Genomic DNA, 23,586 nt, shown 5'->3' with positions numbered 1-23,586 from the left:
GAGAAATGCGATATTGTGTTGTGGCATGATTGATTGTAGTAAACCTTGATATCAATTGAAAATAATGAGCTGTTATTATACTCATGATAGTATAAGAGAATAAAATTTTCCGTAAACTAAAAGTAAGTATTTTTTTATGTATAAAGAGAGAGCTATAGGGACATGAGAGTAATACCCTCATGATATTTTACAACCTTCCATCGCCTATAAAATTTGCAGTAGCACCAATGTTGGACTGGACAGACCGACATTGCAGATTTTTTTATCGTCTTTTAACGAAAAAAGCTCTCCTTTATACGGAAATGATGGTAGCAGATGCTGTCATTCATGGTGTTCGTGAACAATTGTTGGCTTTTAGCGACAAAGAATGTCCAGTTGCATTACAATTAGGGGGCGCAGATCCGAAAAAGTTAGCAGAAGCTGCACGAATTGCTGAGGATTTTGGCTACAACGAAATAAATCTCAATGTTGGTTGCCCATCAAATCGTGTTCAAGCAGGTGTCTTTGGAGCTTGTTTGATGCTACATCCAGACATTGTGGCAAATGCCGTAGAAGCGATGAAACGAGAGGTTACTATACCTGTAACTGTCAAATGTCGGATTGGAGTGGACGAACAAGATGAAGAGTTAGCGTTAGATCTTTTGGCTAATCAGGTTTGGAATGCTGGATGTGATGCGCTCTGGATACATGCACGCAAGGCATGGCTACAAGGATTGAGTCCGAAAGAAAATCGCAATATTCCGCCCCTTAATTATGAAAGGGTTTACAAATTAAAACGTCTATATTCTCATAAATTCATTGGGATAAATGGTGGAATTAAATCGATTGATGAGATCAAAGAACACTTAACTTTCTGTGATGCTGTCATGGTTGGTCGCCAAGTTTATCATGATCCAACTTTGTTAAAACATATTGATTTTGAACTCTATGGTGAGTCGCAGAATAGTCTAAGTGAGAGTGATCTTATTGAGGTTATGTGTGATTATGCGGCTCGACATATTGCATCGGGGGGGCGGCTTTCTCATGTGACGCGTCACATGATTGGTTTATTTCATGGGCGGGGTGGGGCACGTCGATGGCGGCAAATACTATCAAATGATGCGACAAAACCAAACGCAGATATATGTACTTTAAAAGAAGCTTTTTATGCTCTCATTTAATAACAGTCAGACAATTAACATATATTAAAGTTGAGATCCTTTGCGTTTTGATTTCTTTGCGATAATTTTGATCCCTTCAATTTTATAAGTTTTTGAAAGTTTATAACTTTTATTATGAATAAGAATGTTAGAATTTATATATTAAACGGCATGCTGATTATGCCTATTAAATAAAAAATAGTTTAAGGGTATCACTGTAAAGGTAGTCATAAGATATTAATAACATTTTGAATCTTGCACGTTTGTTATTGGGGTAGAAAATAGAATATAGAAATTATTGCCTTCATAGTATTTAACTTTTTTAAAGCACTGTTAAAAAAACAATAAATTATTTATATCCTGTATATATGACGTGATTTTCATAAATATTGTAGATTTTAAAAGGTATCCTTATGATCGCTAGTCCATTTGATGATTTTCGTGCTTTGCTTACAAATTTACCTGTTGCTGATGAGTTTTCTATAATTTTGGCAAAAAAACGGCAAAAAAACTTAACAAAAGAGCAAGGAACATTGGGAAAACTAGGAGATATTGCTGTTTGGTATGCGGGGTGGAGGGGTACAGAAAAACCTATCGTAACGCGACCTTTGGTTGCTATTTTTTCTGGAAACCATGGTATTGTAGAGGAGAATATTACACCATTTCCACAATCTATGACACAAAAAATGGTAGAAAATTTTGCATCTGGTGGAGCTGCTATCAATCAAATTTGTATTGCTTATGATCTTGGATTAAAAATTTTTGATTTAGCATTGGAATATCCAACAATGAATATTACGAAGGATGCCGCAATGGATGAGCGGAGTGCGGCTGCTACAATGGCATTTGGAATGGAATCCATTGCGGGTGGGACAGATCTTTTATGTATTGGAGAAATGGGAATTGGAAACACAACAATAGCTTCAGCTTTATGCTTAGCATTGTTTGGAGGGGAAGTGGAAGAATGGACAGGAAATGGTATGGAATCAGAAGGTGATTTTTATCAGCGTAAAATTGCAGCGGTTAAGACAGCCATTTCTTTGCATAAGGATTATTTTAATGATCCTTTTGAGATAATGCGTCGCTTAGGAGGACGTGAGATTGCTGCTATGGTTGGTGCTATTTTAGCAGCAAGAATAGAAAAAATACCCGTTATTTTAGATGGTTTTGTGGCAACAGCAGCTGCAGCGGTTCTTTATAAAATGCATCCAAAAGCTCTTGATCATACCCTTGTTGGACATGTTTCTTCTGAGACAGCTCATCGTAAACTTTTAAAAAAAATTGGCAAAGAACCACTTCTAGATTTAGGGATGCGTCTTGGTGAAGGGACAGGAGCAGCTATGGCAGCTGGTATTGTCAAAGCTGCTGTTTTAACACATGCACAAATGGTGGTTTTTTAACAAGAAAGTTTGAATGCCTAAAAGATCATAAGACGGATATAAAAAATCTTAAGAGCTTTGTTCATGCGTCTTGTCGTGTAATTTAATATAATTAAGTGGAAGTTCTGTTGTATATTTAATCTGTTCCATTGCGAAAGAAGAAGAGACATCACGGATGTCAATTTTAGAAATTAATTTTTTATAAAAAAGATCATAAGCTTCAATGTTGGGCACAACAACACGCAATAAATAGTCAATATCTCCACTCATTCGATAAAATTCAATGACTTCACGGAATTCTTGCACAATTTTTGAAAAACGCTTAAACCATTCATGACTATGTGTATTTGTGCGAATAGACACAAAAACAGTGACGTGTGCGTTTACTTTTTCTGGAGAAAGAACAGCAACACGACGCTGAATGACGCCATCTTCTTCAAGTTTTTGAATTCTACGCCAGCAAGGAGTGGTCGAAAGTCCCACTTTTTTAGCAATATCAGCAACAGAAAGTGTCGCATTTTCTTGCAAAAGATGTAAAATTTTTCGGTCAAGACGATCCATATTTTTTCTCAATATTTTAATTTATAAAAATTTACGCACTAAACAACGCAGATATACAATAAGCTCATCGTTAAACCATGGGTTTTTCTGTAACCAAGAAGTATTTCGCCATGACGGATGAGGCAAAGGCATAACATTATAGCCTCGAGGTTGAGGAATGGAAAGAATATTTCTCCAATCACCAACAGTTGCAGAAACGGTTTTATGTTTTAATTCTGTAATGTGCCACTTTTGCGCATAACTGCCAATAGCAAGAACAAGCTTTATTTGAGGCATTGCCTGAAATATCTTTTCATGCCATATTTCTCGACATTCACGTCTTGGTGGTAAATCAGCTTTATTTTTGTCATAACCTGGAAAACAAAATCCCATAGGAACAATAGCAAAGAGAGATTTATTATAAAATTCTTCTTTCGTGACACCCAGCCAATTACGCAATTTTTCACCAGAGCGATCATTAAAAGGGATAGAAGTTTCATGGACACGCAACCCTGGTGCTTGGCCTGCAATTGCAATCGAAGCAGTATCGGATAAATAAACGACAGGGTTTGGTTCATGAGGAAGAGGAGGAAAATAATGGGGTTGTTGGATGCAAACACGACAGGAATAGATCTCTTTTTCAAGTTTGATAATTGGGCTACATTGTTTCATTAGTAAATAAAATTTAAAAATATTTTTTTATTCTGTGCGAGGATTTGCTTTGCGCCATTCTTTTGGTCGTTGAAAACTTGATGCCCATATTCCTTTCTTTTTCTTTCTAGCTTCTTGCTCTTCTTTGGGGTATTCATAATAATTTACAGCCCAACCATTATGTACAAGTGTTGCGTTGATATTGCTAACTTGTTTTGTTTTACATGTTGCAAGAATACGGCGATATTTATCTGTTTTTTTCCAGTGACATGTAACAGTTTGATTTTTTAATAGTTGTTCTAAATATTTTTTTGCCTCAAGCCCACAAGGGTAGCGCGCTTCCTTTTTTCCACAAAATTGGTGGAGTTCAGGAGCATCAATTCCAGCTAGTCGAATCTTAATTGAAGAAATCATAATGGTATCGCCATCAATGATTAATGCATTTCCTTCAACAGAGTTTTGAGAAGAAAATTTTTCTTTTTGAGGCAACCGCTGAGTTTTCTTAAAATAAGTTGACATAATGATAAGAATGCTAGCAGCGACAAAAATACTGAAACCGATTACTTTTAGATTAAAGCTTCTTAGATTAAAATGAGAAAAAGATTTTTTCATGAAATAAAGAAACTGCTAACATTATTATAACTCTATTTTAGTATTGTTTATAATTCACCCGAGAAACTTTATTCATATGACGAAACAATGTCTCGTTTTAATGACAAAATTTTCGTTAGATATCACAATAATCAAATACTCATGCAGAATATATGTAAGCAACTTAAATAATAATTCAACTTATCCAAATCCGTACAAAAACAAATTTTAAAGTAAACTTTTTAAACTTAAGGAAATAAAAAATAGCCCTCAAAAAATAACTTTGAAGAGCAATACTCCCACATTTCTTTTGGAGTATAAAATCTATCAATTCAATGATAATTTTATTTATTTAATTTTTGTTTCTTTAAATTCAACGTGCTTTTTTACAACTGGATCATATTTACGCTTGCTCATTTTATCTGTCATTGTACGGCTGTTTTTCTTTGTTACATAGAAAAAACCAGTATCTGCAGTTGATAAAAGCTTGATCTTAATGGTTGCTGCTTTAGCCATAATGTAAGTACCCTATTTATACTGAAAAAATATTATTGCTGTCAAAACTTATTTCCGACATCATCAGATTTTCCCGCAACACTACGGATGTTCTCAAAAAAGTCAAGAGCGGATTAATTTTCTCATAAGTTGGACAAACACCAAAATGACATATAAACCGAAAAAAACAGCCATGGCTATTGAAAAACCAAAGGGTTTAAAGATATCCATGGATTTTCCGATAAAGGTCGGTCCGATGAGCATACCAATTCCATAACAAAAAATAAAAGCAGAATTAGCAGCAGCAAGCTCTTGCCCCTTGAGACGGGCTCCTAAATGTGCAAGACTAATTGTATAAAGGCTCGCTGATACACCACCCAGAAAAAACAAATCAAGCATCAGAATCCATGGATATTGAAGAATCCATGGTACTATAAAAGTTCCTATAAAACCTAAAATAGCGCAACTCATCAGCGGGTAGCGTCGATCTTTGGCGTAGTCGCTTATAATGCTGATAGGAATTAAGAGGAAAATATTCCCAAGTGCAAGGGTTGCCATAAAATGTGCTGCTTCATTCTCATTATAACCAATGGATAAACTAAAGGGTATTATAAGAGTTAATACGCCCATTTGAATGGCTCCGTAAACAAGGACCGCCATCATTGCACTTGGAACGTGAAAAAGATAACGAAAAAATGGCATATATTGATTTTTTTGAAATTCTGGACTTAATTTCCAAGCGGTAAGAATTGGTATAGTAGCAAGTATAATAAGGCTATATCCAACAGCAAAAGGAATAAATCCTTGTGTTCCCACTTTTGCTAGCAGCGTTAGACCTATTATAAACCCTAATCCTAAGACAATAGCATAAATAGAAAGGATCAAACCGCGTTTTTTTGGGGGAGCATAACTGTTGATCCAAAACTCTGACAGGATAAACATAACTGTCATGCTGAAATGTAATATAAACTTTAAAATAAACCAAACCCATATGGGATCAAAAAAATAGAATCCTAAAAAACTTAAAGATCCTATCGCCATCATAAGCAATATTGTTTGAGCGATTCCTAAGTATAAGGCAATTCGAGACGTAAAAATAGCTGCAATAATTGTGGCGATTCCACCAACTGTTCCACTATAGCCGATTGTACTGTTGGAAAGTCCTTTCTCTGCCATAAGAAGAGAGACAAGTTGTGTTCCCATTGCCAATGCTGTTCCAACAGTGCCAATGGTTGCAATAGCGGCAATAATTGCACGCAAAGAATTATTTTGAGAGTCAAAAGGTTTTTTTTTCATGAGAATGGCTTAAGGTACTCTTGTTTATTTAAACAATGAAAAGATGAGCTGAAATGAAAGGGAGCCAAAACTATCCTTTGCAGTTTCTCTCATTTTCTAAGTATAAAAAACTGCAAGATTTTTATATGGTTATTATAGACTTAACAATAAAATTTATCCTCTTGTATACTAAAGAAATAAGATTGTATATATAAATATTATATAATATAAGTCATTTCTTAAATTGAATTTATTATTCATATATATTCAATGGAGGGCAAGAAGATTAATTTTTTCTTTTCCCATAAAAAGTATACTTTTGTTTTTTTAATTTGTTTTTATGGTAGGATGTCGGTGAAAATTTTATTGGACGAGGTTTTGTTAACAGTTCAAAGCATAAAGCGCCAGCAAAAGGTTGTACCGTTATAAGTTTTACTTCTACAACATCACTGAGCTGATAGCCTTTATGGCTACGCTGTCCTACAAGAACATGTTGTGCTTCATCAAAATGATAATAATCATTTTTAAGTGTAGAAATATGGACAAAACCATCTGTATTGAGTTTATCAAGTGAGATAAAAAGACCTGCTTTTGTAACTCCGGAAATGCGGCCTGTAAAAATACGACCGATTTTATTCGTTAAATAGTGAGCAACAAGCCGATCAATCGTTTCTCTTTCAGCCATCATTGCACGGCGTTCGTATAAAGAAACTTGCGTAGCAATTTCTGCAAGATTTTGTTCTTGTGTATCTGTTAATTGATCATTTCCTAATTTGAGAGCTTTAATGAGTGCTCGATGAATAATGAGATCAGCATAACGACGGATTGGTGATGTAAAATGTGTATAGTTCTGCAAATTTAAACCAAAATGGCCACTATTTTTAGGGTTGTACTCTGCTTGTGATTGTGAACGCAAAATAACTTGATTGACTAGTTCTTGTTGTTGAGTATGAGCGACCTTTTCTAAAATTCTATTAAGGCGCGCTGAGGTAAGTTCGCTTCCGCGGGAGAGTGGTATCCCCAAACTTTGAAGAAAGCTCCGAAGTATTTCTTGCTTAGCAAGAGAAGGTTTTTCATGAATACGATAAATGAGCGGCTGGTGATGTTGTTTTAATGTTTCAGAAGCTGCAATATTAGCTTGTATCATAAACTCTTCAATTAAACGATGCGCTTCTAGTTGTGGTTCACTCACAACATCTTTTATGCATCCATTTTGATCAAGAATAATCTTTTTTTCTGCAATTTCTAATTCTAGTGGTTGGCGACGATTTCGCGCAGCTTTAAGGCATGCATAGGCTTCCCATAAGGGGTGCAAAATGCTCTCAAAAAGAGGGGTTATTTTTTCATTTATATTACCTTCAATTGCCAATTGTACTTCTTGATAAGAAAGTTTGGCTCTTACACGAATCATAGTACGATGAAAACTATGTTTTCGTTTATTACCGTTTGCATCAAAAATCATACGAACGGCTAAAGCTGGTCTTTCTTTTCCTTCACGCAGAGAACATAAATCATGAGAAAGGCGTTCAGGTAACATTGGCACAACGGTATCGGGAAAATAAACAGAATTTCCACGTTTCAATGCTTCTTTATCTAAAGCACTTCCTGTTTTGATATAATAAGAAACATCTGCAATGGCTACAATAATAATCCAACCATCATTATTTGCTGGATCCTTATCCTTGGTTGCATAAACTGCATCATCATGGTCTTTTGCATCTGGTGGATCAATTGTAATAAAGGGTAATTGTCGCCAATCTTCACGATTATCCATATTGGCAGCTTTGATATGTTTGGCTTGCTCAAGAACACTTTCAGGAAAAATATAAGGAATTCCTTTCGAAAGAAGCGCTATCATTGAGAGTGTTTTCTCACTCTTAATGTGCCCTAAAACATTCTTTATTTTTGCGCTCTTTAATCCGTAACCAGTATTTTTTTTTATTTCGACTTCAACGAGATCACCAATTTGAATCTTCATTTCTGGAGACATTTCAACAATGAGTTCATTGGTTTTGCGGTCTATAGGATCAAGGCGCCATTGATTATTTTCCAATTTTCGTACAATAGCAAATGCGCTTTTGGGAGATACATCAATTTTACGAATAATTCGTCCCGTATAAGGATGGCTTGAGCTTTCAGAATTTTTATTTCGAAAAACTTTTACAAGAATATGATCTCCAACACCAATATTACTTCCTGTTATGTGATGAAAAGAGTGTATTTCAATATTGGGCTTTGGAGAATCTTCCCATTCAAGAGGTTGTGCAATAAAACTTCCATCTTTATCACGTCCACTAATTTTTACTAAAGAAACAGGGGGTAATTTTCCTTTGTTTATTGCTCTTTTGTGGTGTTTAGATATGAGATTTTGATCCTTTAACTCACGTAACATATCTCTAAGCCAGATACGAGAATCGCCTTTTAAGTTAAAAGCTTTAGCGATTTCTCGTTTACTTGAGTGGTTAGGATTCTCAATTATAAAGGAAAGGATTGCTTCCTTATTGGGAAAAGTTTTCCCCTTGAATGAAGAGAGATATTTTATGTTTTTTTCACCTTTAGCCAAAATTTATGTCTCTTTTATTTTGCTTTTGTTTTAGAAGAAGCTCTTTTTGAAGTTGTTTTTTTACTCGATGCTTTAGCCGATATAAGTTCTAGTGCCTCTGGAAGTGTTACACTAATGGGATCTTTATCTTTTGGCAATGTTGCATTAATTTTACCCCAATTGACATAAGGACCATAACGCCCGTTGCGCACGGTAATGGTTCCTCCTTCGGGATGCTCTCCTAATGTTGCCAATGCTTCAGGTGTTGTTCTGCTTTGCCTGGTTTTGTTTTCTTGTTGTTCTGCTAATACTGTAACAGCACGATTGATACCAATATCAAAAACTTCATCTGTATGAAGAAGGCGCGCAGATTTTCCATTATGGCTAAGATAGGGACCATATCGTCCAATCGTAGCCGTGATTGTTTTTCCGGTTTCAGGATGAATGCCAATTTCACGGGGAAGGGATAGTAAAGCCAAGGCTTTATCAAGGGTTACATTTTCTGCCTGCCATTCTTTTGGTAATCCTGCACGCTTAACTTCTTTGCTTTCACCAAGTTGAATATAGGGACCAAACCGGCCATTACGAAGAGAGATCTCTTTTCCTGTTTCAGGGTCAATACCAAGTATAACAGGTTCATCATTGCGTACAGCTTCATTCTCTTCTCCAGTATCTGTACCAAGTTGGTGTGTGTATTTACATTCGGGATAATTGGAACAGCCAACAAAAGCACCATAACGCCCAAGTTTTAATGATAATTGACCATTTTTACAAAGAGGACAGGAACGCACATCACTTCCATCTTCGCGTTCAGGAAAGGCGAGAGGTGCTAATGTTACATTTAAAGCATCAAGAACATTGGTTATACGGAGTTCTTGGATATTGCTAATAGATGCATTAAATCCATCCCAAAAATCTCGCAATACGTCTTTCCAAGAAAGTTTGCCGTCAGAGATAAGATCCAGCTTTTCTTCAAGATCTGCTGTGAAACCATATTCTACATAGCGATTAAAAAAATTTTCAAGAAAGGCCGTAACAATACGTCCCTTGGCATCGGGAATAAGCTTTCGTTTATCAATGACAATATATCCACGGTCACACAATGTCGCCAATGTGGATGCATAAGTTGAAGGACGACCAATTCCTAACTCCTCAAGCTTTTTAATTAATGAAGCTTCAGAATAACGAGAAGGGGGTTCTGTGGTATGTTGTACAGATTCAACTTTTTCTTTTGTAAGTGCTTCACCAGTGTTTATTTGTGGTAAACGTGTTGTTTCATTTTCTTCATTATTTTCTTCGTCTCGTTGATCCGTGTAGACGGAAATAAAGCCATCAAAGCGAATAACAGATCCTGTTGCCCGTAGATTTGCACAGTTTTCTCCTGTCTGTGCTTCAATTTCAACAGTTGTACGTTCAATTTCAGCAGAGCGCATTTGGCTGGCAATGGCACGCTTCCATATCAGATCATAGAGCTTTGCTTGATCGCTATCGAGAAAATTACGGACTTGACTAGGATTGCGTTGAAAATCTGTTGGGCGGATCGCTTCATGTGCTTCCTGTGCATTTTTTGCCTTTGTTGAATAAAAACGTGGCTTTTCAGGAATATAGTCTTTTCCGAAAGTTTCATGAATAACTTTTCGTGCTGAATCAATAGCCTCTGGTGCTATCTGCACACCATCGGTACGCATATAAGTAATAAGCCCTGCCGTTTCACCATTAATTTCAATGCCTTCATAAAGCTTTTGGGCAATTTGCATAGTGCGAGAAGCTGAAAAACCTAGTTTTGAAGAAGCTGCTTGTTGTAGTGTAGAGGTTGTAAATGGAGGAAAAGGATTTCTCTTTGTAGGTTTTGCTTCAACACTGAGTGTATGATATTGAGCTTTCTCCAGCATAAAGCGAATTTGGTCTGCTTGTTCTTGAGATTGAATATCAAGCTTGCCTATTTTTCTTTGATTAAACATTGTCAATCTTGCTTGGAAACTATCATTTCGGATGGTTTTTAACTGTGTTGTAATGGACCAATAATCTTCTTTGATAAAATGTTCTATTTCTGATTCACGATCACAAATAATACGCAAAGCAACCGATTGAACCCGTCCTGCTGAACGCGCACCAGGGAGTTTACGCCATAAAACAGGTGAAAGTGTAAAACCAACGAGATAATCAAGAGCGCGACGTGCAAGATAAGCATCTACAAGTGATGTATCAATATCACGTGGATTGTTCATAGCATCAAGCACAGACTTTTTGGTGATGGCATTGAAGACAACTCTTTTAATAGGTTTATCTTTTAAAACTTTTTTTTGACGGAGAACATCCAGAATATGCCATGAAATAGCTTCCCCTTCACGATCAGGGTCTGTTGCTAATATAAGGCTATCGGCTTCTTTAACGGCTTTTGCTATTTCATTTAAACGTTTAGCGGCAGCAGAATCTATATCCCATTTCATAGAAAAATCTTGATCCGGTAAAACAGAACCATCTTTTGCAGGCAAATCACGAACATGTCCAAATGATGCGACAACTTTGTATTGAGACCCAAGATATTTATTAATTGTTTTTGCTTTTGCTGGAGATTCAACGATAACGATATTCATAATTTTACCCAAATATTGAAATAAAAATTTTTTTATAAACGCCTTTTACGCGAATAGCTAATGCCAATTGCTTAAGAGCACATAAAAAAATATTAGCCATATAAAAAACATGAATATTGTACAACTTATGATTGTCATTATTAGAGTACACCCTATATAGAATTACACGATTTATTTTCCACTGTTATTACAAAAACATACGGCGAAATACTAAGATAACGTCTATTGAGAGGTAGGAGGGGAAATGCTCAAGGATAGAGGATTATGTTTATAAATCATTTAAAAGTTATCCAATATATTACAGACATGTCAAAGCAAATGAATCAGATGGCACGTCAGGCGCACAGTCCGCTTTTAGCATTGCTTTTGGATATGGTTGCCAAAGAAGGGCAAAGCATTATTAATAGTGCTGAAGCTCTTGGGGAAGATCAAGATTCGACAATGACACACAACCACCAGAGTGTCGAATAAGCTTTCCAGCAAGGTCGAGTTCTACCAACAAGAGGTAGAGAGCTGGGAGTGAAACACCTGAGTGGATACTGAGTGTGTCTAAATCGATTGGCGTTGTTGAAAGAGCGGAGAGAACTGCTGCACGTGCTGCATCATCATCTGCTAAAGAGAGATCGCTGTTTTTTTCATCTGCTAAATTAAAATTCTCCTTTTCAAGTTGTAAGGAGGATGGTTCCTCAAAAAAATTGAGTTGCGAATTTGGAAGCGGTGAAATTAATGGCGTAAGTGTTTCTATAATGTCAGAAGGATGTGTGGTGAGTAGAGCACCGTCTTTGATAAGATTGTTTGTACCAACAGATCTTGGATCAAGTGGAGAACCGGGAATGGCAAAAATTAGCCGTCCCATTTCAGCTGCTTGACGTGCGGTAATTAAGGACCCTGAGCGCAGGGCTGCCTCTACAACCAAGAGACCAAGTGATAGAGCTGCAATAATACGGTTTCTTCTTGGAAAATCGATAGCACGCGGCTTCCAAGAAATGGGCATTTCGCTGATGATGGCTCCACCGTTGGCAATAATATCTTCATGCAACTTTTTATTTTCAGGAGGATAGATATGATCAATTCCTCCCGCCATGACTGCAACAGTTCCTGTTTTTAAACTTGCTTGATGCGCAACGCTATCAATTCCACGAGCGAGCCCAGAAATTGTTACAAAGTCTGCTTCTCCGAGAAAACGCGCAAATTGAGCTGTAAGCTTTTTTCCCGCAGCTGAAGCATTTCGAGAACCTATAATTCCAATAGAAGTTTTTTGAAAAATTGAAACATTACCTTTGATAGCAATAAGCGGCGGAGGGGCTTCTGTAACCTTAAGAAATGCTGGATAATCTGGTTCTCCCATACCGATAAACCGGACACCTAATCTTTCAGCTTCTTGCATTTCTTTTTCTGCATCTTCTAAGCTTGCTATTTTAATAGATACAGAACCACCACCTTTTCTACTAAGCTCTGGCAGTGCTGCCAGAGCATTTTCTGCTGTTTTATAATGATCAATGAGATTGCGAAAACTAACAGCTCCAATATTTTCACTGCGCAATAACCGTAACCAGCTTAGACGTTGATGATCAGTAAGCAGGATTCCTTTATTTATCTCCGTGTTGCGTACCAATCTTACTTTCTTCCCCAATTAATAATCTACCGATATTTGCAGAATGTTTTATAAACACAAATACGCTCATCACAATCAGCATACAATAGAAATAAGAAGCGGAAAAATAAAAAACAAATATCGGTGTGATCGTAACAGCAATAAGCGCAGATAATGAAGAATAACGCATGAGGAGAAAAATCGCACTCCATACAATAATAAAAATAATTGCTGCAGGCCAATAGATTCCTAAGCAGACTCCTAGATAGGTAGCAACACCTTTGCCACCTTTAAATTTAAGCCATACGGGGAAAAGATGTCCTAAGAAAACAAAAAAGCCTGCTAGAGAAACAAGGATACTATTGTCTAGCGGATCACTAAAAAACTTTATAACGAAAACAACGATAGTTCCTTTCAACATATCACAAAGAAGTGTTAGAGCAGCAAGCTTTTTATTTCCTGTTCGTAAAACATTTGTTGCTCCAATATTGCCTGAACCGATTGTTCTTATATCACCAATTTTGAACAATTTCGTAAAAAGAAGCCCAAATGGAATCGAGCCAATGAGATAAGATATGAGGAAAATAAACCATGGAGTGGATTGAAAAAATATTTCTGCTTCATTCATTAAGAATCTCATTAAATTTGTTGATCAAGTTTAAAAACGTTTTTCCCTTTCACAAAGGTCTGGAGCACGCGTCCTTGAAAACGTGCATTCTCAAAAGGGGTATTTTTTGAACGTGAATAGAGCTTCTCTTTCGAAACAACCCATGGTTCTTCAAGATCAACCACAATAAGGTCTGCATGAGCCCCTTTTTTGAGTGTTCCTGCATTGAGTCCAAAGAGCTTTGCAGGCGCCGTTGACAAAAGTTCCGTTATCCGTAGAAGGGATAGGCTCTCATTATGATAAAGACGTAAGGCTGCGCTCAATAAGGTCTCCATACCAATAGCGCCAATTGCCGCGTCATTAAATGGTAAATGTTTTGTGTCGATACTCTGAGGATCATGAGAAGAGACAATAACATCTATAATCCCATCCTTTATTGCTTCAATCATTGCTACACGGTCTTCTTCTGTACGCAATGGGGGCATTAAGCGAAAAGAAGTGCGATATTGTCCAATGTCATTTTCATTGAAAGATAAATGATTAATAGATACACCCGCTGAAATTTTCTCACTGCGTTTTTTACCTAAACGAAGTGCATCAGCAGAGAGTGCTGTCGATATTTGAGCGGCATGATAGCGTGTTTGCGTTAATGCTGCTAAACGTAGATCTCTTTCAAGTGGGATAACTTCTGCTTCGCGAGGGATGCCAGAAAGACCAAGCCAACTGGCAAGCAGTCCTTCATTCATCACACCTTGCCCTGTAAGATCTTTATCTTGCGTTTCATGCATCAATGGAACATCAAAATCGCGTGCATAAGTCATTGCACGCCGCATAACAGATGAATTTTGAAGTGTTTTTTTTCCTTCACTAAAGGCAACGGCTCCAGCATCTTTGAGCAAACCAAATTCGGTTATTTCTTGTCCGTTGAAACCTTGTGTGATTGAAGCAACGGGATAAATATTGACCAATGAGATTTCCTGTGCTGTATGCGTAATAAATTTAACGAGTGCTACATTATCAATAACTGGATGCGTGTTTGGCATCATAAGAAAGGAAGTAATACCACCTGCTGCGGCCGCGTAACTTGCTGATGTAATTGTTTCACAATGTTCATTCCCTAATTCTTCAACAAAAACGCGCGCATCAACAAGTCCAGGGAGAATTGCTTTGTTTTGTGCGTTAATAACTTCTGCTTCTTCAGGGAATCCCTGATTCAGAGCTTCTTTTCCAGCGGCTATAATTCGTCCATTTTCAACAATAACTGTACCAATTTCATCGATTGCGCGCGAAGGATCAATAATACGAGCATTTTGAAAAACAACTGGTTTTATCATTTTTTTTCTCCACTGATCTTTGCGCGTGAATCTAATAGAGCCTCCATGACAGCCATACGCACTGCAATTCCCATTTCTACTTGCGTATGAATCATACTTTGTGGTCCATCTGCTATATCGGATGCAATCTCTACACCACGGTTTAATGGGCCAGGATGCAGAATAATAGAATCATTTTTGGCATAGGCTAAATTTTCTTTATGTAAGCCAAAATAATGGAAATATTCACGCGTAGAGGGAATAAAAGAGCCTGTCATCCGTTCATGCTGTAAGCGCAACATCATGATAACGTCAGCATTTTTAAGACCTTCTTTCATCGTGTTAAAAACCTCAACACTCATATGAGCGATTTCTGCGGGTAAGAGTGTTGAGGGAGCAACAGCACGAACACGAGCACCCAAAGCATTGAGACACAGGATATTGGAACGGGCAACACGTGAGTGTAAGATATCTCCGCAAATCGCAACAGTTAATCCTTCAATACGACCTTTTGCCCTTTTAATGGTTAGAGCATCTAATAAAGCTTGGGTTGGATGTTCATGAGCACCATCACCTGCATTAATAACACAACAATCAACTTTTTGTGCTAATAAAGCTGCCGCTCCTGCACTGTTATGGCGAAAAACCAGTATATCTGGCTTCATCGCATTGAGAGTTATAGCTGTATCAAGTAATGTTTCTCCTTTTTTTACAGATGAGTTGCCGATCGCAAGACTCATCACGTGTGCACCTAGCCTTTTACCCGCTAATTCAAAAGAAGATTGTGTTCGCGTAGAGGCTTCAAAAAAGAGATTAATTTGAGTCCGTCCATGCAAAGTAGATTTTATTTTATCAATTTTGTTAGAAAGGATAATATTTGCTTCTGCACGATCAAGCAATGTATTAAGATCTTGTACACTCAGATCTTTAATAGCTAAAAGATGTTGATGAGGGAAAAGTGGGAAAAAATTATCTTGCATCATAGCATTCTTCTTTATCTCTCTCTAAACAGGTTAAACAAGCATTTGTTTGAATATGATAAATGTTTCTTAACTCTAAAAAGACAAATAGTCTATGATATGAATGATTTGAATGTAGGAATATACCTATGAGTGCTGTATCTGCGCAAAATACTCGTCGAAAAAATACATTTCTTAGCGATACGCTTATGTTTCGTATTGCTTCTACTTTGCCTAAGTTTTTGTTAGCAAGTTTTGAAGAAATAGGGGATTTTGCCGCGAGTCGAGAAGCATGGAAACTTTCTTGCTTAGCGAATCATTATAAGCCTTTACTATGCTATAATGATGAATGGGGGCAACCAACAGAAAGATTAGAGATCCATTCTTCCTATCAAGCTCTTCAACAATATTCTAGACAAGCAGGTTTGGTTACCTCGCTTTGGGAAAATACGAGCTCAGAAAATGGAGTACGCTATCAAGCGCGTGCGATTCGTTTAGCTTTATCTGCTGGTTTAGAAACAGGACATTTGAATGAAGTTATCATAACGAGTGCAGCTATTGCTGTTTTAATTAGTGATATTGAGCTCTTCAAAAAATGGCAAAATGTACTTTTATCACGCCAATATGATTCCTCATCAAAGCCTATTCATCATAAAAAGGCTGCTTCTCTAACTTGTGCATTTGACGATATTGAAAAATACGCTTTCAATTTTCCAAGTGTTAAGAAAATTTCTTTCGATGAAAGTATGGAACGTGATCTATATCGTTTAAATGTTCTAAAAACCAACGTTATTAATCCTACCGCTGACGGATATCTTGTTAGTGCAGATTTAGATGGTCATTTAAGTTGTTTTTTTATTCCACGCATACAAGAAAATGGCGCATTAAATGGATCTATATCGATTCGTCATTTAATTCAGCGATCTGGAGAACTTTTAACACCAGAGGGGGTTGTCGACTTCCAAGGCAGTTATGGCTGGCTTTTGGGAAATGCTGGAGAAGGGCTTAAAGTTATTAAAGATATCGAGACGATGATGCGTTTCGATCAATCTGTCATATCGGCAGGTGTTTTACGAGCGGCTCTTCAATTTGGTATGGATTTTTTCCGGAAAAAAATGCCCAATCAGCCGTTACCTCCACTGACAGAACGTATTTTTGCAGATATTGCATTAGATATAGCTGCCTCACAAGCATTGGTTTTGCGTTTAGCGAGAGCATTTGACAATGCAGCAAATGACCGTTCTGAAGCGGCTTTTGCCCGCATTATGACACCTATTATTGCTTATCATGTAAGTCAATTGGTTGTGCCTATTGTTGGTGAAATTATTGCACAACTTGGTATTGAAAGTTTTATAGAGAATAATCCATTATCACAAATGTTGCATAATGGGCCTGCGCGAATTGTGAGAAATAGTTCTGCTAATCAATTGGTAAAGGATGCCATTCTTATTGCTGAAAAAGCACCGGGATTGTTTCAGAAATTGTTGGAAAAAATTGCTCTTGATATTGGACCAGCGGGACCCCGAGCAATTGAAATTATTAAGTCAGCAGGTGATATGGCATCAGCAAATGAAGGTGCAGGAAGATTTTTTGTTGAACAAGTAGCTTATGCAGCAGCAGCAGCAGCATTACGTTCTACAGACATAGAACATGTTGCGAATGCCTATATGGAAAGCCGCCTTGGGGGACAATGGAGATCTTCTTACGGGATGCTCATTGCACGATATAATGCAGGGCATTTGCTCAATGTTCTCTATCCTTCCATATGATGAAAGTTTTGAATTCTATTGAGAGCACCTTGCAATATAAAAGCGGCGGCTGCCGAATCAATACGGCTTGCTCTTTTAGCGCGCGATACATTCATTTCTAAAAGAGACCGTTCCGCAGCAATTGTTGATAAACGTTCGTCCCAAAAAACAAATGGAATTTTTGTATAAGCTTTCATATTGCTCACAAAAGCTCTGGTTGCTTGAACACGAGAGCCACTGCTTCCATTCATGTTAAGAGGTAAGCCAATGATAATAACGCCTACATTTTCACGGTCAAAAATTTTAATAAGTGTGTAAGCATCTTCTGTAAATTTTTTTCGCTGTAGTACAGGACGCGGATTTGAGACAGTCAGCCCCATATCAGAAATCGCAATTCCGATAGTTTTTGTCCCTAAATCTAAGCCTGCTATTGTTTGTCTAGGCAAAAGATGTTTTATAACTTCATCTATATTAATAACAGTCATAAAGGTATAATACGTTTTTTAATGTTTCAGATCTATAGTTATATTCTTTATTCATGTTATCTAATATTCTTGCACTTACAAGTGCAGCCTTGTATAGCCAGAATAAAGATCAAATAAATAAACAAAAAAGCAGAAAGGCGTAAAGAGTATGTCTGTTGATCAAGAGACAGTCAAGCGGATAGCACATTTAGCAAGGATTGCCCTCCACGATGATGAGATAGAACCTGTGACAAAAAAATTCAATGCTATTTTAGGTTTTGTAGAGCAATTGAATGAAGTTGATGTCAGTGGAGTTGAGCCATTAACATCTGTGATACCGATGACTCTACGAATGCGTGAAGATAGTGTTACAGATGGCGATAAAGCAGCAGATATTGTAGCCAATGCCCCTGTTACAGAAGAAAATTTTTTTCTTGTCTCAAAAATTGTTGAGTAACTTTTTATATTTTTGAAATTTGAGAACCAATATGACTGATTTAACAACTCTCACAATTGCGCAAGCTCGTGATGCTCTAACAAAGAAAAATCTCAAAGCAACAGAATTAACGGAAGCTTATTTACAAGCAATAGAGTTGGCGAATCCAACTTTGAATGCTTATGTAACAATAACAGCAGAACAGGCAATGAAAATGGCTGCTGAATCAGACAGTCGCTTAGCGAAAGGGCAGGGAGGGCTTTTGGAAGGAATTCCCTTGGGGATTAAAGATCTTTTTGCAACCTATGGTGTTCATACTCAAGCCTGTTCAAATATCCTTGATGGTTTTAAACCGCACTATGAATCAACTGTCACGGCTAATTTATGGCAAGATGGTGCTGTGATGTTAGGAAAACTTAATATGGATGAGTTTGCTATGGGCTCATCCAACGAAACATCATATTATGGTCCCGTTATTAGTCCATGGAGAAAAAAAGGCTCAAATGAAAAACTCGTACCCGGTGGTTCTTCGGGGGGATCCGCAGCCGCTGTTGCTGCACAAATTTGTGCTGGTGCAACTGCAACCGATACAGGTGGCTCAATACGTCAACCAGCAGCTTTTACTGGAACTGTGGGAATAAAGCCAACTTATGGACGTTGTTCGCGATGGGGCGTTGTCGCGTTTGCTTCATCTCTTGATCAAGCTGGACCTGTTGCTAGAGATGTTCGTGATTGTGCTATCTTACTCAGATCAATGGCCTCTTTTGATGAAAAAGATTCTACTTCCGTCAATTTACCAGTTCCTGATTATGAAAGTTATCTTGGTCAATCAATCAAAGGAATGAAAATCGGTATTCCAAAAGAATATCATGTGGATGGAATGTCTCCAGAAATTATTGAGCTTTGGCAAAAAGGAATAAATTGGTTAAAAGAAGCAGGTGCTGAGATTAAAGATATTTCTTTGCCCCATACAAAATATGCTCTACCTTCTTATTACATTATAGCTCCTGCAGAAGCCTCTTCTAATTTAGCGCGTTATGATGGTGTGCGTTTTGGTTTGCGCATGCCTGGGAAAGACATCATTGAGATGTATGAAAATACGCGTTCTGTTGGTTTTGGTGATGAAGTCAAACGGCGCATTTTGGTTGGGACTTATGTTCTTTCATCAGGTTATTATGATGCCTGTTATTTAAGAGCTCAAAAAGTAAGAACACTCGTAAAACGTGATTTTGATCAATGTTTTGCTTCAGGCATTGATGCTATTTTGACACCAGCAACACCAACATCTGCTTTTGGTATTGCTGATGAAAAAATAAAAAATGATGCTGTAGCAATGTATCTTAATGATATTTTTACTGTACCAGTTAATATGGCTGGATTACCAGGAATTTCTGTTCCTGCTGGTCTGTCATCAAATGGTTTACCTCTAGGATTGCAATTGATTGGTAAACCTTTTTCTGAAGAAGTCATTTTTCAGATAGCGCACATTATTGAACAAGAAGCAGGAATATTCAGTGCAGAAAAATGGTGGATGTAATAGTCAAAATTCACAAAGGAGCATTTCTCATCCTTAATGAGAAATGCTCTTTTAAATGGTGGAGGGATGAGCTCTATTTCCTTAATTCGTAGTCTTACCCACCAAGATAGGCTTCTTTAACACGCGAATCAGAGAGCATAGTTTTTCCTTCACCGTGAAATAAAATATGTCCTACCTCTAAAATATAAGCATAGTCAGCTATGGAAAGTGCAGCAAATGCATTTTGTTCAATAAGAAGAACAGTTTTCCCCATATCATTAATTTTTCGAATAATCGAAAAAATTTCTCGAACGAGAAGTGGTGCTAACCCCAACGAGGGTTCATCTAATATGACCATATCAGGATTGCTCATGAGTGCACGGCCCACAGCAACCATCTGTTGTTCACCACCTGACATTGTTCCTCCCAACTGTTTTGCTCTTTCACGTAGGCGTGGAAAAAGGTCAAATATCCATTCAATATCACGGGAAATTCCCTGCTTATCGTGACGAATATAAGCGCCTAGATGAAGATTCTCTAAAACAGTGAGATGGGGCATGATACGTCGTCCTTCAGGGCTTAGAGCAATCCCTAATCGCAAAATCTCTTCTGGTGATTTTTTAATAATAGATTTGCCATTATAGGTAATTTCTCCATAAACAGAGCGATTAAGCCCTGTAATAGAACGTACAATACTGCTTTTTCCTGCACCATTGGCTCCAATTAAAGTGACAATACTGCCCCGCTTTATGGACATAGAAAGATTTTGGACAGCTTTAATGGCGCCATAATGAACGTAAAGATTTTTTATTTTAAGAATATCCATAAACATCTCCGCCAAGATAAGCTTCAATAACTTTAGGGTTATTACGAATTTCATCTGGTGTACCACTGGCAATGCAACAGCCATATTCCATAACCAAAATATGTTGGCAAAGCCCCATAACCACTTTCATATCGTGCTCAATAAGAAGAATTGTAAGATCAAAGTCTTTTTGCACTTTTGCTATGAATTTTCTAAGATCTTCACTTTCTTGTGGATTCATGCCAGCAACAGGTTCATCAAGAAGAAGCAATTTGGGCTTTGTGGCTAACGCACGTGCAATTTCTAGACGTCGTTGCACACCATAAGGTAAAGCTGTTGCCGATTGATTGGCAAGATGATCAAGTTGTAGCTGTTCAAGGAGCTCCAAGGAATTTTTATAAACTTCCTTCTTTTCTTTTATTGCTTTTGAAAAAAAGAGAGCTGAAGAAAACCAAGGATATTTTTGTCGAACATGCGCTCCTACCATAACATTCTGCAAAACCGTTAACCCTGAGAAAAGACGAATATTTTGAAATGTTCTGGCAATATGGCTTCTACAGATAATATAAGGAGACGCTCCAGAAATTTTTTTCTCATCAAAAAGAATGATGCCGCTTGTAGGAGCATAAAATCCAGAAATCATATTGAAAACTGTTGTTTTTCCAGCACCATTGGGACCAATTAATCCAGTAATACTTCCTCGTTTAATTGCCATATTAACATTATTTACAGCAACTAATCCGCCAAAACGCATTACAATATTATTGAGTGAAAGGATATTGTCGCTCATAGCTTTCCCTCAGTATTAGAAAGCTTTTTGCGTGTCAAAAAGCTATAAATTCCATTCCATGAAAATTCTCGTTGTCCCATTAACCCTTTTCTCCAAAACAAGATAATTACCAGCAATAAAAGAGAAAAAACAACCATACGAAGCCCTGGGGTTTCTGGAATATGTATAAAACCTAAGTCAAATGGACTTTCAATAATACGAAGCCATTCAAGCATGACTGTAATAATAATGCTGCCAATAATGCTCCCTGTAATTGAACCGAGACCACCAGCAACAACAATCATTAAAATATTAAAAGTCAGAAGAAAATTAAACATTTTTGGATCAATGGTTGAAATAAGAGCCGCCATTAATGCGCCACCTATACCTGCAAAAAATGCTCCAACAGTAAAGGAAAAACTACGGTAGAAAAAAGCATTAATTCCCATAGTTTTCGCAGCTATTTCATCATCACGGATAGCACGTAATACGTTACCAGTATTGCTTTGCAGTAAGAGGACAATAAAGAGAACTGTAAATGCTAGCCAACCATAGTTCCACCATAATGTTGCATTTTGAGGTATTCCTTTGATTCCCAAAGAGCCATTTGTGAGCGATGTTGCGTTCGTAATGACAATGCGAATAATTTCCGCAAAACCTAATGTTGCAATTCCAAGATAATCGCCACCAAGACGCAATATTGGTAAAGCAATTAATAAACCTACAACAGCAGCACACAAACCACTTACGACAACAGCGATAAAAAAAGGTAACTGCAAATGATATAATGGTTCAGCAATAGGCTCAAGAATCCACATCATTTCTTTTTGTTCAGGGGAAAGAAGTAAAATTGCGCAAACATAAGCACCAATAGCCATAAATCCAGCATGTCCAAGAGAAAACATACCTGTGAAACCGTAAATCAAATTAAGCGAAATTGCCAATATCGCATTAATAGCAATCAGATTGATGATACGAAGCGTATAGTCATTAAAATGGCTATCAGCATAAAATAAAAAACCTATGAGAACTAAAACACTTATACACGATAAAACAGTTGTCGCTGACTTTGCCATTAGATTTTCTCCTGATTTCTTTTACCCATTAATCCTGTGGGCAATATCAATAGAATCAGAATCAATAAAATGAAAGCGAAGGCATCTCGATATCCAGATAGCGCGGGGAAAAATGCGATAATCATAATTTCAATAAACCCTAATAATAATCCTCCCAACATTGCACCTGGTATCGAACCAATACCTCCGATAACAGCAGCGATAAATGCTTTGAGACCAGGAAGAACACCCATATAAGGCTGAATTTGAGGATAACGTAAAGACCACATAATGCCAGCTATGGCGGCAAGAGCTGAGCCTATTCCAAATGTAAACGCAATAACTTTATTGACAGACACACCCATCAAACGTGTTGTTTCAATATCATGGGAGATTGCGCGCATAGCAAGACCCGGTTTTGTTTTATGGATAATCCATAACAGTAATAAAATAAGAATTAATGACACAAAGGGAACGATCAGAGACATGGGAGCAATTCTGATGATACCATCTGCTCCTGATCCTAGATGCCATAAAAATGGTGTTACAAGAAAGTCTGGCTGTTGTACACCTTTCGGAACACCACTAAAGAGTACAGTAGCAAGATTTTCAATAAAAAAAGAAACACCAATTGCACCGATAAGTGCCGAAATACGCGGAGCATGGCGTAGAGGTTTATAAGCAAATTGATCAACAGCAACACCCACAGCACTTGTAATAAAAATGGAAAAACAAAGAGCTAAAACCCAAATCGGTGTAAAGTCTTGCGGGGAAATTTTAAAATAATAAACAAATCCTAGCGCAAGAATTAAAAAAGCAGCAATCCAATAAATTGGAGGACGCCTTTTAAAGCCTATAAAGACCGAATAATAAACAAGAGCAGCAAGGAACAAAAGAAGAAAAGCTGCCCAAGCAGGCATAAAGCCAATTGTGGAAAAGAAAACAAAATATGCTCCCAGCATAAAGATATCACCGTGAGCAAAATTAATGAGTCTCAGTATACCGTAGACCATGGTGTAGCCAATAGCAATAAGCCCATAAAGAGATCCCAATGCCAGTGCATTAAAAAAGTACTGGATGAACATTTCAGTGCTCATCTCTCATCCTTCCA

At 37.3% G+C, this 23,586-nt stretch carries 22 protein-coding genes; 6 read left to right on the top strand and 16 right to left on the bottom strand.

Going from position 1 to position 23,586, the window contains the following annotated elements; translation table 11 throughout:
• Positions 1 to 179: 179 nt before the first annotated feature.
• Together dusA and cobT are read left to right on the top strand one after the other, a co-directional pair.
• The gene (gene dusA, locus ACFIMA_RS04625; protein ID WP_375632207.1) at positions 180 to 1,160 is read left to right on the top strand and encodes a tRNA dihydrouridine(20/20a) synthase DusA; all 981 of its coding nucleotides are present in this window, start codon (positions 180 to 182) and stop codon (positions 1,158 to 1,160) included.
• A gap of 392 nt (positions 1,161 to 1,552) precedes the next feature.
• Complete coding sequence (cobT, locus tag ACFIMA_RS04620) at positions 1,553 to 2,539, top strand: nicotinate-nucleotide--dimethylbenzimidazole phosphoribosyltransferase (protein WP_375632208.1); 987 nt, start codon at positions 1,553 to 1,555, stop codon at positions 2,537 to 2,539.
• A gap of 48 nt (positions 2,540 to 2,587) precedes the next feature.
• On the opposite strand, the gene ACFIMA_RS04615 is transcribed toward cobT, so the two are convergent.
• The 7 genes from ACFIMA_RS04615 to topA all read right to left on the bottom strand — a co-directional run bounded on the left by ACFIMA_RS04615 (position 2,588) and on the right by topA (position 11,209).
• Positions 2,588 to 3,079, bottom strand: coding sequence for an Lrp/AsnC family transcriptional regulator (locus ACFIMA_RS04615; protein WP_375608344.1), 492 nt, complete (start codon positions 3,077 to 3,079; stop codon positions 2,588 to 2,590).
• Between the two features lie 21 nt (positions 3,080 to 3,100).
• Positions 3,101 to 3,730, bottom strand: a complete 630-nt coding sequence (locus ACFIMA_RS04610) for a uracil-DNA glycosylase family protein (protein ID WP_375632209.1) — start codon at positions 3,728 to 3,730, stop codon at positions 3,101 to 3,103.
• Positions 3,731 to 3,757: 27 nt separating this feature from the next.
• Positions 3,758 to 4,321, bottom strand: coding sequence for a thermonuclease family protein (locus ACFIMA_RS04605; protein WP_375628149.1), 564 nt, complete (start codon positions 4,319 to 4,321; stop codon positions 3,758 to 3,760).
• A gap of 327 nt (positions 4,322 to 4,648) precedes the next feature.
• Entirely contained in the window at positions 4,649 to 4,816 is a 168-nt protein-coding gene (gene rpmG / locus ACFIMA_RS04600) for a 50S ribosomal protein L33 (RefSeq protein ID WP_004864083.1), read from the bottom strand.
• A gap of 102 nt (positions 4,817 to 4,918) precedes the next feature.
• A complete protein-coding gene (locus ACFIMA_RS04595; RefSeq protein ID WP_375652648.1) occupies positions 4,919 to 6,091 on the bottom strand; it encodes an MFS transporter in 1,173 nt (390 codons plus the stop codon).
• A gap of 265 nt (positions 6,092 to 6,356) precedes the next feature.
• Positions 6,357 to 8,633, bottom strand: coding sequence for a ribonuclease R (rnr, locus tag ACFIMA_RS04590; protein WP_375650382.1), 2,277 nt, complete (start codon positions 8,631 to 8,633; stop codon positions 6,357 to 6,359).
• 14 nt (positions 8,634 to 8,647) lie between these two features.
• Entirely contained in the window at positions 8,648 to 11,209 is a 2,562-nt protein-coding gene (topA, locus tag ACFIMA_RS04585; protein WP_375693129.1) for a type I DNA topoisomerase, read from the bottom strand.
• A gap of 264 nt (positions 11,210 to 11,473) precedes the next feature.
• Here topA and ACFIMA_RS04580 point away from each other — a divergent pair, with 264 nt between their 5' ends.
• A complete protein-coding gene (locus ACFIMA_RS04580) occupies positions 11,474 to 11,680 on the top strand; it encodes a hypothetical protein (protein ID WP_005773510.1) in 207 nt (68 codons plus the stop codon).
• On the opposite strand, the gene dprA is transcribed toward ACFIMA_RS04580, so the two are convergent.
• The 4 genes from dprA to ACFIMA_RS04560 are packed head-to-tail and all read right to left on the bottom strand — an operon-like array spanning position 11,610 to position 15,706.
• On the bottom strand, positions 11,610 to 12,842 hold the full coding sequence (gene dprA, locus ACFIMA_RS04575; RefSeq protein WP_375632214.1) for a DNA-processing protein DprA: 1,233 nt from the start codon (positions 12,840 to 12,842) through the stop codon (positions 11,610 to 11,612). The two genes, ACFIMA_RS04580 and dprA, sit on opposite strands and share 71 nt — an antisense overlap.
• On the bottom strand, positions 12,799 to 13,431 hold the full coding sequence (gene plsY / locus ACFIMA_RS04570; RefSeq protein ID WP_375613412.1) for a glycerol-3-phosphate 1-O-acyltransferase PlsY: 633 nt from the start codon (positions 13,429 to 13,431) through the stop codon (positions 12,799 to 12,801). The genes dprA and plsY overlap by 44 nt, the downstream gene beginning before the upstream one ends.
• A gap of 11 nt (positions 13,432 to 13,442) precedes the next feature.
• The gene (locus ACFIMA_RS04565; RefSeq protein WP_375693130.1) at positions 13,443 to 14,744 is read right to left on the bottom strand and encodes a dihydroorotase; all 1,302 of its coding nucleotides are present in this window, start codon (positions 14,742 to 14,744) and stop codon (positions 13,443 to 13,445) included.
• A complete protein-coding gene (locus ACFIMA_RS04560) occupies positions 14,741 to 15,706 on the bottom strand; it encodes an aspartate carbamoyltransferase catalytic subunit (RefSeq protein WP_375632216.1) in 966 nt (321 codons plus the stop codon). The genes ACFIMA_RS04565 and ACFIMA_RS04560 overlap by 4 nt, the downstream gene beginning before the upstream one ends.
• Positions 15,707 to 15,831: 125 nt before the next feature.
• Between ACFIMA_RS04560 and ACFIMA_RS04555 the strand changes: the two genes are divergently transcribed.
• Positions 15,832 to 17,451 carry an acyl-CoA dehydrogenase family protein gene (locus tag ACFIMA_RS04555; protein ID WP_375693131.1) on the top strand — a complete coding sequence of 540 codons (1,620 nt, stop codon included), beginning with the start codon at positions 15,832 to 15,834 and terminating at the stop codon, positions 17,449 to 17,451.
• On the opposite strand, the gene ruvX is transcribed toward ACFIMA_RS04555, so the two are convergent.
• Positions 17,436 to 17,915, bottom strand: a complete 480-nt coding sequence (ruvX, locus tag ACFIMA_RS04550) for a Holliday junction resolvase RuvX (protein WP_375611932.1) — start codon at positions 17,913 to 17,915, stop codon at positions 17,436 to 17,438. The two genes, ACFIMA_RS04555 and ruvX, sit on opposite strands and share 16 nt — an antisense overlap.
• A gap of 148 nt (positions 17,916 to 18,063) precedes the next feature.
• On the opposite strand from ruvX, the gene gatC reads away from it, so the two are divergent.
• Both gatC and gatA read left to right on the top strand, forming a co-directional pair.
• Complete coding sequence (gene gatC, locus ACFIMA_RS04545; RefSeq protein WP_375693132.1) at positions 18,064 to 18,351, top strand: Asp-tRNA(Asn)/Glu-tRNA(Gln) amidotransferase subunit GatC; 288 nt, start codon at positions 18,064 to 18,066, stop codon at positions 18,349 to 18,351.
• Positions 18,352 to 18,382: 31 nt separating this feature from the next.
• Positions 18,383 to 19,867: an Asp-tRNA(Asn)/Glu-tRNA(Gln) amidotransferase subunit GatA gene (gene gatA, locus ACFIMA_RS04540; RefSeq protein WP_375611931.1), complete on the top strand. Its 1,485-nt coding sequence runs from the start codon at positions 18,383 to 18,385 to the stop codon at positions 19,865 to 19,867.
• A 94-nt stretch (positions 19,868 to 19,961) separates the two neighbouring features.
• On the opposite strand, the gene ACFIMA_RS04535 is transcribed toward gatA, so the two are convergent.
• From ACFIMA_RS04535 to ACFIMA_RS04520, 4 genes are read right to left on the bottom strand one after another with little or no spacing between them, the layout of a single operon-like run.
• Positions 19,962 to 20,672, bottom strand: coding sequence for an ABC transporter ATP-binding protein (locus ACFIMA_RS04535; protein ID WP_273791026.1), 711 nt, complete (start codon positions 20,670 to 20,672; stop codon positions 19,962 to 19,964).
• The gene (locus ACFIMA_RS04530; protein WP_375652635.1) at positions 20,659 to 21,441 is read right to left on the bottom strand and encodes an ABC transporter ATP-binding protein; all 783 of its coding nucleotides are present in this window, start codon (positions 21,439 to 21,441) and stop codon (positions 20,659 to 20,661) included. Before ACFIMA_RS04530 ends, ACFIMA_RS04535 begins: the two co-directional genes overlap by 14 nt.
• Positions 21,438 to 22,496 (bottom strand): branched-chain amino acid ABC transporter permease, encoded by a 1,059-nt coding sequence (locus tag ACFIMA_RS04525; RefSeq protein WP_375613416.1) that lies wholly within the window; start codon positions 22,494 to 22,496, stop codon positions 21,438 to 21,440. The genes ACFIMA_RS04530 and ACFIMA_RS04525 overlap by 4 nt, the downstream gene beginning before the upstream one ends.
• A complete protein-coding gene (locus ACFIMA_RS04520) occupies positions 22,496 to 23,572 on the bottom strand; it encodes a branched-chain amino acid ABC transporter permease (protein WP_375611928.1) in 1,077 nt (358 codons plus the stop codon). Before ACFIMA_RS04520 ends, ACFIMA_RS04525 begins: the two co-directional genes overlap by 1 nt.
• Positions 23,573 to 23,586: the final 14 nt, after the last annotated feature.

This window comes from Bartonella sp. AP88HLJMH, from assembly GCF_042195605.1.
Classification (GTDB): domain Bacteria; phylum Pseudomonadota; class Alphaproteobacteria; order Rhizobiales; family Rhizobiaceae; genus Bartonella.
This window is presented reverse-complemented; position numbering and strand designations above follow the sequence as displayed.

Coding starts and splice junctions, on each gene's coding strand:
- dusA (WP_375632207.1), top strand. CDS start 180: ATGATATTTTACAACCTTCCATCGCCTATAAAATTTGCAGTAGCACCA.
- cobT (WP_375632208.1), top strand. CDS start 1,553: ATGATCGCTAGTCCATTTGATGATTTTCGTGCTTTGCTTACAAATTTA.
- ACFIMA_RS04615 (WP_375608344.1), bottom strand. CDS start 3,079: ATGGATCGTCTTGACCGAAAAATTTTACATCTTTTGCAAGAAAATGCG.
- ACFIMA_RS04610 (WP_375632209.1), bottom strand. CDS start 3,730: ATGAAACAATGTAGCCCAATTATCAAACTTGAAAAAGAGATCTATTCC.
- ACFIMA_RS04605 (WP_375628149.1), bottom strand. CDS start 4,321: ATGAAAAAATCTTTTTCTCATTTTAATCTAAGAAGCTTTAATCTAAAA.
- rpmG (WP_004864083.1), bottom strand. CDS start 4,816: ATGGCTAAAGCAGCAACCATTAAGATCAAGCTTTTATCAACTGCAGAT.
- ACFIMA_RS04595 (WP_375652648.1), bottom strand. CDS start 6,091: ATGAAAAAAAAACCTTTTGACTCTCAAAATAATTCTTTGCGTGCAATT.
- topA (WP_375693129.1), bottom strand. CDS start 11,209: ATGAATATCGTTATCGTTGAATCTCCAGCAAAAGCAAAAACAATTAAT.
- ACFIMA_RS04580 (WP_005773510.1), top strand. CDS start 11,474: ATGTTTATAAATCATTTAAAAGTTATCCAATATATTACAGACATGTCA.
- plsY (WP_375613412.1), bottom strand. CDS start 13,431: ATGAATGAAGCAGAAATATTTTTTCAATCCACTCCATGGTTTATTTTC.
- ACFIMA_RS04565 (WP_375693130.1), bottom strand. CDS start 14,744: ATGATAAAACCAGTTGTTTTTCAAAATGCTCGTATTATTGATCCTTCG.
- ACFIMA_RS04560 (WP_375632216.1), bottom strand. CDS start 15,706: ATGATGCAAGATAATTTTTTCCCACTTTTCCCTCATCAACATCTTTTA.
- ACFIMA_RS04555 (WP_375693131.1), top strand. CDS start 15,832: ATGAGTGCTGTATCTGCGCAAAATACTCGTCGAAAAAATACATTTCTT.
- ruvX (WP_375611932.1), bottom strand. CDS start 17,915: ATGACTGTTATTAATATAGATGAAGTTATAAAACATCTTTTGCCTAGA.
- gatC (WP_375693132.1), top strand. CDS start 18,064: ATGTCTGTTGATCAAGAGACAGTCAAGCGGATAGCACATTTAGCAAGG.
- gatA (WP_375611931.1), top strand. CDS start 18,383: ATGACTGATTTAACAACTCTCACAATTGCGCAAGCTCGTGATGCTCTA.
- ACFIMA_RS04535 (WP_273791026.1), bottom strand. CDS start 20,672: ATGGATATTCTTAAAATAAAAAATCTTTACGTTCATTATGGCGCCATT.
- ACFIMA_RS04530 (WP_375652635.1), bottom strand. CDS start 21,441: ATGAGCGACAATATCCTTTCACTCAATAATATTGTAATGCGTTTTGGC.
- ACFIMA_RS04525 (WP_375613416.1), bottom strand. CDS start 22,496: ATGGCAAAGTCAGCGACAACTGTTTTATCGTGTATAAGTGTTTTAGTT.
- ACFIMA_RS04520 (WP_375611928.1), bottom strand. CDS start 23,572: ATGAGCACTGAAATGTTCATCCAGTACTTTTTTAATGCACTGGCATTG.